Raw genomic sequence first — 16,653 nt, 5'->3', positions numbered from 1 at the left:
TGTCCGTCATCTCTAACGCTGGATGAGCGGCTGAACCTTGTTATCAATTGCTTCCCGGGCACGGAATATACGGGATCTTACCGTACCCACCGGACAATCCATGATGGCGGCTATTTCTTCGTAGCTCAATCCATCTAACTCCCTTAAGGTGATCGCCATGCGAAGATCTTCAGGAAGTGCTTCAATAGTACGGAAAACTATCTGTCGTAATTCTTCAGACAACATTAAGTTCTCAGGGTTCGAAATTTCTTTCAGGGCACCGCCACTTTCGAAATTCTCGGCATCGTTCGCATCGACATCACTGGATGGCGGACGACGCCCCTGAGCAACCAGATAATTTTTCGCTGTGTTGACTGCAATACGATACAGCCAGGTATAAAAAGCACTGTCGCCGCGGAAAGATTCCAGCGCACGATACGCTTTGATAAAAGATTCCTGAACCACATCAGGCACATCGCCTTGTGGCACGTAGCGGGATACAAGGCTCGCTACTTTATGCTGGTAACGAATAACCAGTAAATTGAACGATTTTTGATCACCCTTCTGGACCCGCTCAACCAGAACTTGATCGGCTAACTGCTCGCTCATCCGAGGTAAAATCTCCCCAAAACTATCTCCGCGCTTAGAATCGTACTGCCAGCTTTCATCATTATATTCCTGAGCAAGTACTGCTTGGAGTTCACATGGAACGATTAGTTCCACATCGCCATTGTTTTTTCTATTGAAGTCTTAAGCCCGTGGCTTTTGCACGGAGGTTTAGGCTAACATGAATTTCCCTCTTCTTCTGCAAACATCATACGTTATGCAACCTTCATCTGAATTTGTTAGCGATGTATTGATAATCGGAAGTGGCGCTGCGGGCCTTTCTCTGGCTTTGCGACTTGCAGACCACTGTCACGTCACTGTTCTCAGTAAAGGCCCCCTCAACGAAGGCTCTACGTTTTACGCCCAGGGCGGAATTGCCGCCGTTTTCGACGAAGCAGACAGCATTGCCTCACATGTTGATGACACATTAATTGCCGGCGCAGGCTTATGCGATAAAGAAGCTGTTGAATTTATCGCCAGCAATGCACGACATTGTGTGCAATGGTTGATCGACCAGGGCGTCCTGTTTGATACCGAAACCAACGCGAGCTCAGAAGAGCGTTATCATCTGACACGCGAAGGCGGTCACAGCCACCGTAGGATCCTGCATGCTGCTGATGCTACAGGTAAAGAAGTAGAGACTACGCTGGTTGGGAAAGCAAGGGCGCACGCCAATATTTGCGTGAAAGAACGCTATAATGCCGTTGATTTAATTACCTCAAGCAAACTTGGATTACCGGGCACCCAACGCGTGGTCGGTGCCTATGTCTGGAACCGCGATAAAGAGCATGTTGAAACACTGCGCGCCAAAGCCGTTGTTCTCGCCACAGGCGGTGCCGCTAAGGTGTATCAGTACACCACTAACCCGGATATCTCTTCAGGCGATGGCGTCGCCATGGCGTGGCGTGCAGGTTGTCGGGTTGCCAATCTGGAATTCAATCAGTTCCATCCGACCTGTCTTTATCATCCTCAGGCGCGTAACTTCCTGCTGACCGAAGCGCTGCGTGGCGAAGGTGCCCTGCTCAAACGTCCGGATGGCACGCGGTTTATGCCTGATTTCGATGAAAGAGGCGAACTGGCGCCGCGTGATGTTGTTGCACGTGCTATCGACCATGAAATGAAACGTCTCGGTGCAGACTGCATGTATCTCGATATCAGCCATCGCCCGCCGGAATTCATTAAGCATCATTTCCCGATGATTGATGAAAAGCTGCAATCGCTGGGCATCGATCTGACCAGACAGCCCATTCCGATCGTGCCGGCTGCGCATTACACCTGCGGCGGCGTGATGGTAGACCAGCACGGTCGTACCGATCTCGATGGTTTGTATGCGATTGGCGAAGTCAGCTATACCGGTTTGCATGGCGCTAACCGTCTGGCTTCTAACTCACTGCTGGAATGTGTAGTGTACGGCTGGTCGGCAGCGGAAGACATTATTAAGCGCCTGCCTCATGCCAAGCTGGCAAAAAACATTCCGCAGTGGGATGAAAGCCGGGTGGACAATTCCGATGAACAGGTTGTTATCCAGCATAACTGGCATGAGCTGCGCCTGTTTATGTGGGACTACGTGGGAATTGTGCGTACAACGAAACGCCTGGAGCGCGCACTGCGCCGCATTATGACGCTGCAACAGGAAATTGACGAGTATTACGCCAACTTCCGTATTTCCAATAATCTGCTGGAATTGAGAAATTTGGTGCTGGTAGCTGAACTGATCGTCCGCAGCGCGCTGGAGCGTAAAGAAAGTCGTGGCCTGCATTACACGCTCGATTATCCTGATTTACAGGAATATCCGCAGCCCACTATTTTGCAGCCATAGGTTTTACAGTGTTAGTTTCGAAAGAGTGCGAAGGAACGCACTTTTCGGCCCCTCACCCTTTGCCCCGTTAATAATTCAGATAGAAATCGGTGATCAGCGTGCAGAACTCTTCGCTGTAAACGCCTTCCGATTTCCGCAATGCCAGTTCCTCATCCGTTCGTTCAACAAATTGCCTTGATAATGTCAGCAGCAAACGGTTAAGCGGTTTTCCCGGCCGGTCTCGAACGGCCATGCGCCACGCACTGAACCAGCCGTTATGGTGAGCCAGCGTTTCAAATGCCAGACCGATGTCATAGGGCAGAACAACGCTGAACAGCCCTTCCGGCGCAATCAGCATCTGCGCGCATTCAAGCAGCGCCTCATGTGTCAGGGTTTCCGTGTAACGGGCAGCATTACGGGCTTCATCGCGGCAGGCAACGGCCGATTCAAAATAAGGAGGATTGCTGACAATCAGATCATACTGAGCAGGATATTTTTGCGCGTACTCATTAATATCCTGCGCATGCACAGACAATCTATTCGCCCAGACTGATTCGCGGAAGTTTTCAGCTGCCTGTCCGGCGGCCGCAGGTTCAAGTTCTACGGCATCAATAACAGTGTCAGATTCGCTGCGCTGTGCCAGCATCATGGCAATCAGACCGCTGCCACAGCCAATATCAAGAACACGTCGTGCCTGAGTGACCGGCGCAGTCGCACCCAGCAGAACACCGTCTGTGCCAACTTTCATCGCGCAACGGTCATGTGCGACGAAAAACTGTTTAAAGGTAAAACCATTGCGCCGTAAAGGCTGTGCGGAACTGACTACTTTTGTCACTCATTTCACCGTAATAACGCCAGCCAGCAGGGCCGGGAACGAAAACTGTCGTAGCATAGGGCAAAGAGAAGCAGAGTAAAAGCCACGCAAACCGCTTAAATAGGTGAAGATCGCGTCTAACACGTCTATAATCGGCGCCCCAAGTAGAGGTAGACCATGACTGTAACCACTTTTTCCGAACTCGAACTCGATGAACGCCTGATTGAAGCCCTTGGCGACAAAGGCTATAGCCGTCCTACTGTCATTCAGGCAGAGGCCATTCCGCCAGCAATGGACGGACGCGATGTGTTGGGTTCGGCTCCTACCGGCACCGGCAAAACAGCGGCGTTCCTGCTGCCTGCATTGCAGCATTTGCTGGATTTCCCGCGTAAGAAATCTGGTCCGCCACGAATTCTCATCCTCACGCCAACCCGCGAACTTGCTATGCAGGTTGCTGAACAGGCGCGTGAGTTAGCCAAACATACCGAACTGGATATCGCGACCATCACTGGCGGCGTGGCTTATATGAACCATGCCGAAGTGTTCAGCGAAAACCAGGACATTGTCGTTGCGACAACCGGACGTTTGCTGCAATACATTAAAGAAGAAAACTTCGACTGCCGCGCAATCGAGACGCTGATCCTCGACGAAGCCGACCGCATGCTGGACATGGGTTTTGCGCAGGACATCGAAACCATTTCTGCCGAAGCACGCTGGCGCAAACAGACGTTGCTGTTCTCCGCAACGCTGGAAGGGGAAGCCATTCGTGAATTCGCAGAACGCATTCTGACTGAGCCGGTAGAAATCGAAGCCGACCCGTCACGCCGCGAACGCAAAAAGATCCTGCAATGGTATTACCGTGCCGACGATCTGGCGCATAAAACCCAGATGCTGATCCATTTGCTGAAACAGGAAGACGTCACTAAATCGGTGATCTTCGTGCGTAAGCGCGAGCGTGTGCATGAACTGGTCGCGTGGCTGCGTGAAGCCGGGATTAACTCCTGCTATCTCGAAGGCGAAATGGTACAGGTTAAACGTACCGAAGCTGTTAAACGTATGGTCGAAGATCGCGTTAACGTGCTGGTTGCCACCGACATCGCCGCGCGCGGTCTGGATATCAACGACATCAGCCACGTCTTCAACTTTGACCTGCCGCTGACCGCTGACATCTATCTGCACCGCATCGGCCGTACCGGTCGTGCTGGCCGCAAAGGCACCGCGATTTCCTTCGTGGAAGCGCATGACCATCTGCTGCTCGGTAAAATCGGTCGTTACCTGAATGAACCACTTAAAGCGCGCGTGCTGGAAGGCTTCCGTCCTAAGACCAAAGCACCTAGTGAAAAAGTGACCGGTAAGCCATCGAAGAAAGTGCTGGCGAAACGCAAAGAGAAGCAGAAAGCGGATCAGGAAAAATCGAAGGTGAAAGTGAAAGTTCGCCATCGTGACAGCAAAAACGTCGGCAAGCGCCGCGTTAAACCTGACGCAGCAAAAGACGCCTCCTAATCAGGCCTGATTTGATGCAAAGAAAAACCGCCCCTAAAGGCGGTTTTTTTATTCCTGCTATTACCTGAAAACTGAAACGCTCAGAGGCGCTTAAAGGCTTTCAGTGAAAGTACGGGTAATCACGTCACGCTGCTGTTCAGCAGTCAGTGAGTTGAAACGTACCGCATAGCCAGACACACGAATAGTCAGCTGTGGGTATTTCTCAGGATGTTTAACCGCATCTTCCAGCGTTTCACGACGCAGTACGTTAACGTTCAGGTGCTGACCACCTTCCACGCGCACGGTCGGCTGAACTTCCATTGGCACTTCACGGTATTCAAACTTGCCAAGATCGCTGACAGCCACAATCTGGTCTTCCGCAAAACCCGCTTTTGCACATACACAGCGAGCTTCTGCTTTTTCATCATCGAGCAGCCAGAAAGAGTTTTTCAGCGCTTCGTTGTCGGTTTTAGTAATTTGGATCCCAGTGATCATATGTTGCCTCCAAGTTGGCTACGATACTGTTAATTGATTGATGTCAGGCTGAATCACAACCTGTTTTCCTGTTGTCAGATATAACAGCAGAGCACCCTGCATTCTTTGATAAATATCAATCTTTTCCCTGTGGGTATTTCTCACCCTCGGCATATTTATGTTTTATATCAATTTTCTCAAGGCGCTTGATTAAATTATTTTTGTAAATTATCAACAAATTTTGCATAGAACGTTAAGTCGCAGATAAACATCAGCAAAAGCGCGTGCGGGTTTCACTCAGCAGAATGAGCAGGTAAGCTACTGCCAGTTTAAAATTACCTTCAAAAGGAGAGCGTCAATGTCCACTACTCTCACCTGGCATGACGTGATTGGTCAGGAAAAAGAACAACCCTATTTCGTTGATACATTGAAGTTTGTCGCGGCAGAACGCGCGGCAGGCAAAACCATTTATCCGCCACAGCAGGATGTGTTCAACGCCTTTCGTTCTGCTGAACTGGCAGACGTCAAAGTGGTGATCCTGGGTCAGGATCCTTACCATGGCCCCAACCAGGCTCACGGATTATCATTTTCTGTCCGTCCGGGTATCCCTGCCCCGCCTTCTTTAGTGAACATATATAAAGAACTGGCCACCGACATTCCCGGCTTCGTACGACCGTCTCACGGCTATCTGCAAAGCTGGGCCGATCAGGGCGTGCTGCTGTTGAACACGGTTTTGACCGTCGAAGGGGGTCAGGCGCACTCACATGCCAAACTAGGCTGGGAAACCTTTACCGACAAAGTTATTGCCGCACTGAACGAAAATCGTGAAGGAATTGTCTTTTTGCTGTGGGGCTCTCACGCGCAGAAGAAGGGTAATATTATCGACCGCAACCGCCATCATGTTTTGAAAGCGCCGCACCCTTCTCCGCTTTCTGCACATCGCGGTTTTCTGGGATGTAAACATTTCTCACAGGCGAATGCCTTACTGGAACAGCAGGGTCTGGCACCGATTGACTGGGTGCCGGTATTACCTGAACAGGCATAAATGCGACCTGAACAGGCATAAAAAAGAGGCACCCGCGAAGGTGCCTCTTTCGTTATATCAGTCTGCTAAACACAGAATCAGGCTTTTGCTTTGGAAACCGCAACCATTGCAGGGCGTAACAGACGGCCGTTCAGCGTGTAACCCTTTTGCATCACCATCATCACGTGATTAGGTTCCAGCTCTTCGGATTCCATCATCGTCATCGCCTGGTGCAGTTCCGGATTGAAAGGCACGTGGATATCGCTCACCACTTCCATACCGAACTTACGCACAGCATCCAGCAGAGATTTCAGGGTCAGCTCGACGCCTTCAATCAAACCTGCCAGTTCTGAATTGGATTTATCAGCCAGATCCAGAGCACGTTCCAGATTATCGATAACAGGCAGCAGCTCGCCGGAGAATTTCTCCAGAGCGAATTTATGCGCTTTCTCGATATCCAGTTCGGTGCGGCGACGGATGTTTTCCACTTCCGCTTTCGCACGCAGCAAGCTGTCACGCTCGCGCTGCTGGAGTTCTTTCAGCTGTGCTTCCAGTTCAACAATACGTTCATCGCGCGGGTCAACGACATCTGCCGCCTGGGTTTCCGCTTCCGCTTGCAGCTCTTGTTCCTGATTCAGTTCTTCAGAGACTTGCTCGTCAGGTGTCTTATGTTCTTTACTACTCATGAATCTCTCCGCGTTTTAGCATTAATCTTGCTACTTGGCTTATTATGGGGATCAAAACCGGGGTTTCAAGGTTTGGTTTTTAATGAAACCGGTCATAATGCAGGGGTCATCACACCCTGCTGAGGATAACCACAGCGATGAATAAAAAATTTGAGTGCATTGGGATTGTCGGACACCCTCGTCATCCTTCGGCACTTGCCACCCATGAAATGCTTTACCACTGGTTAATCTCAAAAGGATATCAGGTCATTGTTGAGCGACAGGTGGCACAAGATTTAGCCCTTGAAAACGCCACGACCGGCAGTCTGGCAGAAATCGGCAAACTGGCCGATCTGGCCGTTGTTGTCGGCGGTGACGGTAACATGCTGGGCGCCGCACGCGTTCTGGCACGCTATGACATCAAAGTCATCGGCATCAACCGTGGCAATCTCGGTTTTCTGACCGATCTGGACCCGGATAACGCTTTGCAGCAACTCGATGACGTTCTGCAGGGCGAATACATCAGCGAACAACGTTTCCTGCTGGAGGCCATGGTACGCTGCAAAGACCAGCAATGTCGCGTGAGCACTGCTATCAATGAAGTCGTCCTTCATCCGGGAAAAGTCGCACACATGATTGAATTTGAAGTCTATATTGACGACAAATTCGCCTTCTCCCAACGTTCGGACGGTCTGATTATTTCGACACCAACCGGCTCTACCGCCTATTCGCTATCAGGTGGCGGTCCGATCCTGACGCCGACGTTAGAAGCTATTGCGCTGGTGCCGATGTTCCCGCACACACTTTCTGCGCGCCCGCTGGTTATTAACAGCAGCAGTACGATTTGTCTGCGGTTCTCACATATGAGCAATGACCTTGAAATCAGCTGTGACAGCCAGATTGCCCTGCCGATCCAACCGGGTGAAGAAGTAGTCATCCGCCGTAGCGAGTTCCACCTGAATCTGATCCACCCGAAAGACTACAGCTATTTCAATACATTAAGCACAAAACTCGGATGGTCAAAAAAACTCTTCTGATCAGACAAAAATAATTCGCCAGCCCCTTTACTGTATATAAAACCAGTTTATACTGTATGTAATTACAGGTCTGTTGTTATGTACAGGAAGGTGATCATGCTGGCGCAATTAACTATCAGTAACTTTGCCATTGTCCGCGAATTAGAAATCGATTTTCATGCCGGTATGACGGCAATCACCGGTGAAACCGGTGCCGGTAAGTCCATCGCTATTGATGCGCTCGGGCTTTGCCTTGGCAGTCGCGCAGATGGCAGCATGGTGCGCCTGGGTGCGAGTCGTGCCGATATCTGCGCCCGCTTCACTCTGGCTGATACACCTTCTGCAAAACACTGGCTGGCAGAAAACCAGCTCGACGAAGGGCAGGATTGCCTGCTGCGCCGTACCATCAGCAGCGACGGCCGTTCCCGCGGTTTCATTAACGGCACGCCCGTGCCTTTGTCACAGCTTCGCGAGCTGGGTCAGCATCTGATCCAAATTCACGGACAACACGCCCATCAGCTTTTACTCAAGCCTGAGCATCAGAAAGATCTGCTCGATGCTTATGCCGATCAGCCCCTGCTGTTGGCTGAAATGCGCAAAGCTTACCAAAACTGGCATCAGAGCTGTCGTCAGCTGGCGCAATATCAGCAGCAAGTCAGCGAGCGCGAATCGCGCCGTCAGTTGTTGCAATATCAGTTGAAAGAACTGAACGAATTCGCCCCTCAGGCCGGTGAGTACGAACAAATCGATGAAGAATACAAACGTCTGGCAAACAGCGGACAGCTGCTTTCCCTGAGCCAAAGCGCGCTATATCTTCTGGCCGATGGCGAAGAGCAAAACATTGTCAGTTTGCTTTATACCGCACGTAATCAGCTGACTGAACTCGCTGAGCTCGACAGCAAAATGAACGATCTGATCGTCATGCTCGACGATGCCTCCATTCAGGTCAGCGAAGCCAGCGATGAACTGCGCCACTACAGTGAACGCCTGGAAATGGATCCAAACCGCTTATACGAACTGGAACAGCGCCTGTCCCGTCAGATGAATCTTGCACGCAAGCACCATGTCAGCGCAGAAGAACTGCCAGAATTGCATCGCCAGTTGCTTGAAGAACAGCAGGCACTGGATGATCAGGAAACCAATCAGGCAGAGCTGAGCGAAGCGGTACAGCATCATTATCAGCAGGCAGTAGCGGTTGCTGAACAGCTGCATGAAAAACGCCAGTATTTCGCCGATGAACTTACACATCTGATTACGCAAAGCATGCAGGCACTTTCCATGCCGCACGGTAAATTCAAGATTCAGGTGCAGTTCGAACCAGAACACCTGAACATGGAGGGGGCTGACCGTCTGGAATTCCAGGTCACCACTAACCCGGGTCAGCCGCTTCAGGCGCTGGCCAAAGTAGCCTCCGGTGGTGAGCTTTCCCGTATTGCACTGGCGATCCAGGTTATTACGGCGCAAAAAATGGAAACTCCGGCGCTTATCTTCGATGAAGTTGACGTTGGCATCAGTGGACCAACGGCAGCCATTGTTGGCCGGTTGCTGCGCCAGTTAGGTGAATCCACGCAAGTTATGTGTGTGACTCACTTACCTCAGGTTGCAGGTTGCGGACATCAGCATTATTTTGTCAGCAAAGAAACCGACGGCGAAGTGACAGAAACGCAAATGAACCGGCTAGATAAAAAGGCGCGTTTGCAGGAACTGGCGCGTCTGCTGGGCGGAAGTGAAGTCACCCGAAACACGCTGGCCAATGCAAAAGAGCTGCTCGCTGCGTAAAAAGCTCAACTTTTTTACATTTAAGCGGTCATACAGGTGCCCCGCAAAGGTTTCAAACTGATGAAAGGTCTATTATCATCGGCATCTTATGCCCTAAAGGAATGTAATGACTATGCGCTGTAAAACGCTAACTGCCGCCGCTGTAGCTCTTGTAATGCTTACTGCGGGCTGTTCCACTCTGGAAAAGGTGGTTTATCGGCCTGATATCAACCAGGGGAATTACTTATCTCCTGCGGATGTTCAAAAAATTCATACCGGTATGACTAAACAACAAGTTGCTTATGTTCTTGGCACGCCGATGCTGCACGACCCGTTTGGCAGTGATGTTTGGTTCTACGTGTTCCGTCAGGAGCCAGGCCACGAAGGTGTAACACAGCAAACATTGACGCTGACCTTCAACCAAGCGGGTGAACTGACCAATATCGACAACAAACCGAAGTTGAGCGATCAAAAATAAATCGCCCCGGTGTGATGGTCTCTGGTAACTACCAAAAATCATCTTTCAGGGTAAAAAAATAAGGCGCCTGTGGCGCCTTATTTTTTAGAACGTTCGGCGCGAATCCGCCGTAACTCTTTCGGGTCAGCAATTAATGGCCGATAAATCTCAATACGATCTCCGTCACTCACCGTATCGGCAAGCTTTACCGGGCGGCTGTAGATACCCAGTTTGTTCTGCTTTAAATCTATATCACTGCGTAACTCAAGCAAACCGGAAGCATTGACCGCCTGCTCTACGCTGCTCCCTTCTTCCAGTTTCACCGTGCGCAGGTACTGACGTTCCGGCAGTGCATAGACGACTTCAACGCGGATCTCAGACACTGTAAACCTCTTTTGCGCGCAGCGTGAATGCCTGAACCATACTGCCTGCCAGTTCTTTAAAGATTTTTCCGAACGCTAACTCAATCAATTTATTGGTAAATTCGAAATCAAGGCTAAGCTGAACTTTACATGCGTCGGGGCTAAGTTCGATGAAATCCCATCCTCCAGTCAGTTTCCGGAAAGGACCATCCACCAGCTGCATATCAATGCGCTTATTGCTGATTAACGTATTTTTGGTTGTAAAAGTCTTACTGATGCCCGCTTTCGAAACATCAACGGCGGCGGTCATGGACGTATCGCTGTTTTCTAAAATGCGGCTGCCGGTACAACCGGGCAGAAACTGCGGATAAGCATCGACATCATTAACCAGGGTGTACATCTGCTCCACGCTGAAGGGTACAAGCGCAGAACGACTTATCTGTGGCATATCATTTTCCAGGTGTCATAAAACGTACAGATAATACCATTTATCCGCGCGGTAATAAAAACTACGAAGCACAGCTCGCCACAAACAGGAAAAACACCCCACTCTGACAGCGTGGGGATTTCAATCGGCATCGCTTACAGTATAATAAGTATCACTATGACAAAGAAAAAAGCACATAAACCCGGTTCCGCGACTATCGCGATGAACAAACGCGCTCGCCATGAATATTTCATTGAAGATGAAATCGAGGCGGGGCTTGCTTTGCAGGGATGGGAAGTCAAATCGATGCGCGCTGGTAAAGCAAACATCTCTGACAGCTATGTCACATTCCGCGACGGTGAAGCCTATTTATTTGGCGCAACCATTCAACCTCTTAACGTGGCGTCGAGTCATATCGTCTGCGACCCTACCCGTACGAGAAAATTACTGCTGAAGAAGCGAGAATTAGAAACGCTTTTCGGAAAAGTCAGTCGTGATGGTTACACCGTCGTGGCGCTTTCCTTGTACTGGAAAAATGCCTGGTCAAAAGTGAAGATCGGTCTGGCTAAAGGTAAGAAAGAGCACGACAAGCGCGATGACATTAAAGATCGTGAATGGAAAGTAGACAAAGCACGTATCATGAAGAACTCAAACCGCTAAGTCTCTGGCTTAGCGTGTTCTTTTTCTGGTATACTGCGTAACAGTACTTGGGGCTGATTCTGGATTCGACGGGATTTGCGAAGCCCAAGGAGCATGCCGAGGGGCGGTTTGCCTCGTAAAAAGCCGCAAAAAAATAGTCGCAAACGACGAAAACTACGCCCTAGCAGCTTAATACCCTGCTTAGAGCCCTCTCTCCCTAGCCTCCGCTCTTAGGACGGGGATCAAGAGAGGTCAAACCCAAAAGAGATCGCGTGGACACCTTGCCTGGGGTGAAAGCGTTAAACCCAATCAGGATAGTTTGTTAGTGGCGTGTCCATCCGCAGCTAACCGGCGAATGTAAAGATTGGACTAAGCATGTAGTGCCGACGGTGTAGTAATTTCGGACGGGGGTTCAAATCCCCCCAGCTCCACCAAATTCTTGGTTGATGGTTACCAGAGCCATCCAACGAAGTCCTGGAAGCCCGCAAGGCGTAAGCCCTGCGGGCTTTTTTGTATCTTTAATTTTTCCCAGGACCTCTGAAAAAGAGCCACCGATGTGAATTCATCATTGAGCTTTCCAATAAAAATTGTATGTCAGGTTTTCGTAGTCCTGCATCGACTTCACTGATTCCCATCGCGTATTTTGTACCCAATATGGTAGGGTTCCAGGTACATCGTCGAAGCTTTTAATAAAAAATAGTAAGTATTTTTAAGACTCATTTAAATTAAAACAAACAAGTGAAGTTCTATGGCTTTCATTATAAAAACAATAAGACACAAATAATTTTAAAAACGACCACATACCCAATCCTCCTGCATCCAAACCAATATTATTCAAGAGAAATAGCTATGACATCGTTTAATGGTAAAGTTTTACGCTTACCCGCTACCTCGCTCAAAACGGGTCTTTTCCGATCCACAATTTATGATTGGTGAACCCCAAAATCGCCCCGTTTTGACTCACTACTGCCAAGTTCAGGGCCCTTGAGGAGTCAGTCTTTGGCATCCTAAGAAGCTGATAGTGAACTCAGTTTCTGCAGCTTTTATCAATAATAACATTTAATTATAATTGGCAACGATAACATTCATTTAAATGATGGGAATATCTTTATTGTTTAAATACATATGGGTAAGTTTGATTTATTCGTTCTTAATATATAATTAAATACTATGCAAACAATGTAAATGATATAAAGGCGCGTGTTTTTTTTTGCATCCCTCGTTAATAACGAGTTTATGGACAAATTTGGAAGCTATTTATGCGCTTAAATAAATTAACTGCGGCAATCCTGTTTTCTGCTATTGGATTCCCAATAATTTCGTCAGCTGCCACTGTGGCGGGAAATGACGAGACTAACACCTTCTCAGGCCTCGATTACTCGATGATGATCACCAAAGATGGTGGTCACACCTGGACTGCGTATACCAACGCATCGCAAAACAACTTCCCTGGTACTGTTTTAGCCGAAGTCGCGCCGAAACAAGAACTGGCTATTATCTCCGAAGACTACGACCCGAACCGCACCTATAAAGGCGGCGATACCGTACGCTTCCTCGGATATTACTGGACTGCACAATGGTGGGTTGATCAGGGCATCAGCCCGAGCACCGATCCGGTTTGGAAATCCGGCGATGCGATTAATATCAAGCCTTACGCCACCTTCCAGTTCACCCCTTATACCGGCCAGAACGCAATCGATCTGCAGACCCGTGAAAAGGCTCGCGTAGCTGCTGAGCGTAAAGTGATTGGCTACTTCCCGGAATGGGGTGTGTATGAAGCACATAACTTCTTTACCCCGGATAAAGTTGACTACTCTGGCCTGACCCATCTGAACTACGGTTTTGCTGTGGTGAAAAATGGTGTAGTGACCATGCATGACACCGACAAAGCTCCGGGCCTGATCAAAGACCTGGATAAACGCACTGAAGCGGCCAACGTGGCGCATATGATTTCAGTCGGTGGCTGGAATAACTCTCAGGAAGGTGTCTTCGAAAACGCAACCGCCACAGATGCAGGTCTTGAGAAACTGGCCAACAGCATGGTCAGCTATATGGCGCAGTGGAATTTCGACGGCCTCGATATTGACTGGGAATACCCGGACACCGAAGCTGAAAAAGCCCAGTTCACCAAGCTTATCCAGTCCCTGCGCAGCAAGCTGGATGCACAAGGTCTGAAGGATGATAAGTACTATCAACTTTCTGCGGCAGTCACCACCAACCACAACAACATTCAATACATCAACCCGGCTGTGACCGCACCGTTGCTGGATAGCGTAAACGTGATGGCGTATGACATCCACGGTGCTTTTGATCCACTAACCGGTCATAACGCACCGCTGTATGAAAACAGCCATGATGAAGATAAAGACCTGAACGTAGCCGACACTATGAATGCTTACGTCGAAACCTGGCAAGTACCAAAAGCCAAGCTGATGATGGGGATCCCTTACTACGGTCGTGGCTGGGGCCATGTTCCTGGAACGGAGCTGATTCCTGGTTTACCGGGCATGTTTAACACCGGTGCAGCGACTGTCAAAGGTGCATGGGACGACGCGAAAGATTTCACCGGTACCAACCCGTGGTATGTGCTGAAACAAAAACTGAACACTGGCGAATACACGCGCTACTGGGATTCTGAATCACACGTTCCGTATCTCTACAGCGAAACTACGCAAGAGTTCCTGACCTATGACGATCCGCAGTCTATTCGCGAAAAAGTCGACTATATCAACGAGCAAGGCTTTGGTGGCGCGATCCTTTGGGACATCAGCGGCGATACGCCTGAACATGAACTGGGCCATATCGTCGATGATATCCTGACAGCTTCAACGCCACAGCCTGATCCAGATCCGCAGCCTGAGCCGCAGCCGGAGCCGCAACCTGAGCCGGATCCAACGCCTGTTTCCTCTGCGAATGTAACGCTGTTCCAGAACACTGCTATGGGTGGCGATAGTCTGGAAGTCAACGAGGACATTGAATGCTTAGTCGACCACACGATGAAAAACGGTAGAAAGTCCAATGATGAAACCTCGTCCATATCACTTGGGAAAGGTTCTTTGGGGGCAAATTTATACAAGGAATGTCGTTTTAGCGGAGATAAGGTGACTTATACTGCGGATGCAACGGCGCTAGTCAGCGGCTTCAATGATAAAGTTTCCTCTGTTGAGCTGATTAAAGCAATTGCTTATAAAGATACCGGCTATCGGAATACCTCCTTAAACATTGTCGGCGATATGGAATGGCTCGGCGATGATCTTAATTTCAATGACGCAATGTCATCGATAAAGGTTGCTGAAGGTTATACCGTTCGACTTTATGCTGGACGCAACTTTGGAGGGGATTATGTTGATGTGACGTCAGGTCAAAATATTACAGACCTTAACTCACTAAAATCTAATGACAAAGTTTCCTCATTAAAAGTCATCCCCAGTGTTGAGCCAGAACCGCAACCAGTTAAAGAAGTGAAGGCTGTGCTGTATACAAATGCTAATTACACTGGCTCATCTATTTCTGTCGAGGGGAATATACCTAAGCTTGTCACGCATGGCTTTAACGATGTGCTGTCCTCAATAAAAGTCACACCCGGCTGGGTTGCCCGAGTTTATGTGCATGAAAATTACTCGGGTAAAAAAATTGAGATTAAAGGTGGAGAAGATGTGCCTGATATGTATTCATTCAGGTTAGACGAGCAAATCTCATCAATACAGATCTTTAAAGCCAATTAATCTTCAATGAACGGCTTTTGACAATGTCATATTAAGTCAAAGGTAAAGCTTAAATCGCCTTTATCCCCGCGGGTAAAGGCGATTTTTTTTGCCTGTTAGCTATTAATGTCACCGTGACTAATGCCGCTGCAGCAGAAATCCACAAAAACGGCACTTATCAGACGCTGGAAAAGAAATACTTCACCTTTGAAGTCTATAACAAAAAATCCTGATTGCTTTCCCGTCGCCGCAGGCATCTTGCTCTGCGGCCAACTTTTTGAATACCGATTCCACTTATCAAGTGCTGTTACTGAAAAAGCTAAAATCTTCCTCGCGCGTCTGCGCAATCCTCAGTTGTGCCCGTATCTTTTAGTCATCAGCAGCCATAAAGTCAGCACAGGTTGAAGTCAGAAACCGGATAAAGATTAAACAACAATAATCTCTGTCGACGTTTGCTGAAGCGCCTGCAGCACATTATTGCTGATACCCGCGTCAGTAATGATGGTGTCAATTTTTTCCATAGGCAGCACCAGGTTATATCCGCGTCGTCCAAATTTAGTGGAATCAGTGACGACCACCACATGCTGAGCGGCCTCGGCCATAATTCCGCTGATGCTGTAGCCTTCATTAAAGGTAGTAATTCCGGTAGCCGCATCAAGACCATCAGCGCCGACAAACATCAGGTTAGCGACGATACCCTGCAACGCATATTCCGTGATATTGCCATGTAAGGAGCGGGTTTTATGCCGCAACGTTCCGCCGCAAACCACCAGTGTAATGTCTGGATTTTCAGACAAAACAAAAGCAGCAGGAAGATTATTGGTGATAACCGTGATGTCCCCTGATTTTACTAACTCCTCGGCCAGTAACATCGTGGTGCTACCACTATCGAGGATCACGGTATCGCCGGGCTTAACCATGCCAGCCGCCGCCTGCGCGATACGTTTTTTGGGATCGCTGGCCTGAAGGTAGCGCTCTTCCAGTACCAATTCCCCCGGCTGTTTGTCGTGGCCGGAAGCGTTCTTCGCCGTCCATCTTGCCGCACCACCATGAAAACGGCTAAGTGCGCCTTTTTGTTCCAGCAGACTCAAATCCGAACGAATGGTCACTTCTGAAACTTCGAAAGCACTCGAAAGATCAGCCACTAAAACACTGCCATTTTCATTCACTAACTCAATGATTTTATGGCGACGTTCATAAGTATTCATTATGAGTAATCCGAAAGGTCATATTCTCCACAGTGTAAACAAAAGACCCCTCAATGAGGAGTAAAAATTACCTGTGCTGTGAATCATAGCAACTCCCGATGTGTCTTGGCTGCATTCTCAGACTTTATCTTCGAATTTCCCGAGACACCGCTGAAAACGAAAGAAAACGAATGCAGTATGCTTACGAAACATTTCGATCACCATCACATAATGCGGAAAATGCTATTGTTTGCCTTTCGC

15 protein-coding genes and 1 other RNA gene are annotated in these 16,653 nt (G+C 49.0%); 9 read left to right on the top strand and 7 right to left on the bottom strand.

The features are described from left to right. Positions 1-12 precede the first annotated feature (12 nt). Positions 13-588, bottom strand: a complete 576-nt coding sequence (rpoE, locus tag UC15_RS09325) for an RNA polymerase sigma factor RpoE (RefSeq protein WP_112288181.1) — start codon at positions 586-588, stop codon at positions 13-15. A 214-nt stretch (positions 589-802) separates the two neighbouring features. Here rpoE and nadB point away from each other — a divergent pair, with 214 nt between their 5' ends. Further along, positions 803-2,404, top strand: a complete 1,602-nt coding sequence (gene nadB / locus UC15_RS09320) for an L-aspartate oxidase (protein WP_198659691.1) — start codon at positions 803-805, stop codon at positions 2,402-2,404. A 67-nt stretch (positions 2,405-2,471) separates the two neighbouring features. On the opposite strand, the gene UC15_RS09315 is transcribed toward nadB, so the two are convergent. Continuing rightward, positions 2,472-3,131 (bottom strand): tRNA1(Val) (adenine(37)-N6)-methyltransferase, encoded by a 660-nt coding sequence (locus UC15_RS09315; protein WP_198659692.1) that lies wholly within the window; start codon positions 3,129-3,131, stop codon positions 2,472-2,474. A gap of 243 nt (positions 3,132-3,374) precedes the next feature. Here UC15_RS09315 and srmB point away from each other — a divergent pair, with 243 nt between their 5' ends. Then, positions 3,375-4,700, top strand: a complete 1,326-nt coding sequence (gene srmB, locus UC15_RS09310) for an ATP-dependent RNA helicase SrmB (RefSeq protein ID WP_112288178.1) — start codon at positions 3,375-3,377, stop codon at positions 4,698-4,700. Between the two features lie 90 nt (positions 4,701-4,790). Here srmB and grcA read toward each other — a convergent pair whose 3' ends face one another. Next, positions 4,791-5,174 (bottom strand): autonomous glycyl radical cofactor GrcA, encoded by a 384-nt coding sequence (gene grcA / locus UC15_RS09305; protein WP_112288177.1) that lies wholly within the window; start codon positions 5,172-5,174, stop codon positions 4,791-4,793. Between the two features lie 337 nt (positions 5,175-5,511). Here grcA and ung point away from each other — a divergent pair, with 337 nt between their 5' ends. Next, the gene (ung, locus tag UC15_RS09300) at positions 5,512-6,198 is read left to right on the top strand and encodes a uracil-DNA glycosylase (RefSeq protein WP_112288176.1); all 687 of its coding nucleotides are present in this window, start codon (positions 5,512-5,514) and stop codon (positions 6,196-6,198) included. A gap of 77 nt (positions 6,199-6,275) precedes the next feature. On the opposite strand, the gene grpE is transcribed toward ung, so the two are convergent. Further along, complete coding sequence (gene grpE, locus UC15_RS09295; RefSeq protein WP_112288175.1) at positions 6,276-6,863, bottom strand: nucleotide exchange factor GrpE; 588 nt, start codon at positions 6,861-6,863, stop codon at positions 6,276-6,278. Between the two features lie 137 nt (positions 6,864-7,000). On the opposite strand from grpE, the gene nadK reads away from it, so the two are divergent. The 3 genes from nadK (at position 7,001) to bamE (ending at position 10,094) form a co-directional block, all read left to right on the top strand. Next, the gene (gene nadK, locus UC15_RS09290; RefSeq protein ID WP_112288174.1) at positions 7,001-7,879 is read left to right on the top strand and encodes an NAD(+) kinase; all 879 of its coding nucleotides are present in this window, start codon (positions 7,001-7,003) and stop codon (positions 7,877-7,879) included. A gap of 96 nt (positions 7,880-7,975) precedes the next feature. Further along, positions 7,976-9,637 (top strand): DNA repair protein RecN, encoded by a 1,662-nt coding sequence (gene recN / locus UC15_RS09285; RefSeq protein ID WP_198659690.1) that lies wholly within the window; start codon positions 7,976-7,978, stop codon positions 9,635-9,637. A 112-nt stretch (positions 9,638-9,749) separates the two neighbouring features. Beyond that, positions 9,750-10,094, top strand: a complete 345-nt coding sequence (gene bamE, locus UC15_RS09280; RefSeq protein ID WP_112288172.1) for an outer membrane protein assembly factor BamE — start codon at positions 9,750-9,752, stop codon at positions 10,092-10,094. A 77-nt stretch (positions 10,095-10,171) separates the two neighbouring features. Here bamE and UC15_RS09275 read toward each other — a convergent pair whose 3' ends face one another. Beyond that, positions 10,172-10,456 carry an RnfH family protein gene (locus UC15_RS09275; RefSeq protein ID WP_112288171.1) on the bottom strand — a complete coding sequence of 95 codons (285 nt, stop codon included), beginning with the start codon at positions 10,454-10,456 and terminating at the stop codon, positions 10,172-10,174. Then, a complete protein-coding gene (locus tag UC15_RS09270) occupies positions 10,449-10,883 on the bottom strand; it encodes a type II toxin-antitoxin system RatA family toxin (protein ID WP_013576738.1) in 435 nt (144 codons plus the stop codon). The genes UC15_RS09275 and UC15_RS09270 overlap by 8 nt, the downstream gene beginning before the upstream one ends. Before the next feature lie 156 nt (positions 10,884-11,039). Between UC15_RS09270 and smpB the strand changes: the two genes are divergently transcribed. The 3 genes from smpB to UC15_RS09255 all read left to right on the top strand — a co-directional run bounded on the left by smpB (position 11,040) and on the right by UC15_RS09255 (position 15,226). Continuing rightward, positions 11,040-11,522 (top strand): SsrA-binding protein SmpB, encoded by a 483-nt coding sequence (smpB, locus tag UC15_RS09265; RefSeq protein ID WP_112288217.1) that lies wholly within the window; start codon positions 11,040-11,042, stop codon positions 11,520-11,522. A 49-nt stretch (positions 11,523-11,571) separates the two neighbouring features. Then, positions 11,572-11,935: a transfer-messenger RNA gene (gene ssrA, locus UC15_RS09260) on the top strand. A gap of 825 nt (positions 11,936-12,760) precedes the next feature. Continuing rightward, on the top strand, positions 12,761-15,226 hold the full coding sequence (locus tag UC15_RS09255) for a glycosyl hydrolase family 18 protein (protein ID WP_112288170.1): 2,466 nt from the start codon (positions 12,761-12,763) through the stop codon (positions 15,224-15,226). A gap of 404 nt (positions 15,227-15,630) precedes the next feature. Here the strand turns inward: UC15_RS09255 and UC15_RS09245 are convergent, their stop codons facing one another. After that, positions 15,631-16,413, bottom strand: a complete 783-nt coding sequence (locus UC15_RS09245; RefSeq protein WP_112288169.1) for a DeoR/GlpR family DNA-binding transcription regulator — start codon at positions 16,411-16,413, stop codon at positions 15,631-15,633. Positions 16,414-16,653 lie beyond the last annotated feature (240 nt).

It is taken from the genome of Rahnella sp. AN3-3W3 (assembly GCF_003263545.1).
GTDB classification, from domain to species: domain Bacteria; phylum Pseudomonadota; class Gammaproteobacteria; order Enterobacterales; family Enterobacteriaceae; genus Rahnella; species Rahnella variigena.
This window is presented reverse-complemented; position numbering and strand designations above follow the sequence as displayed.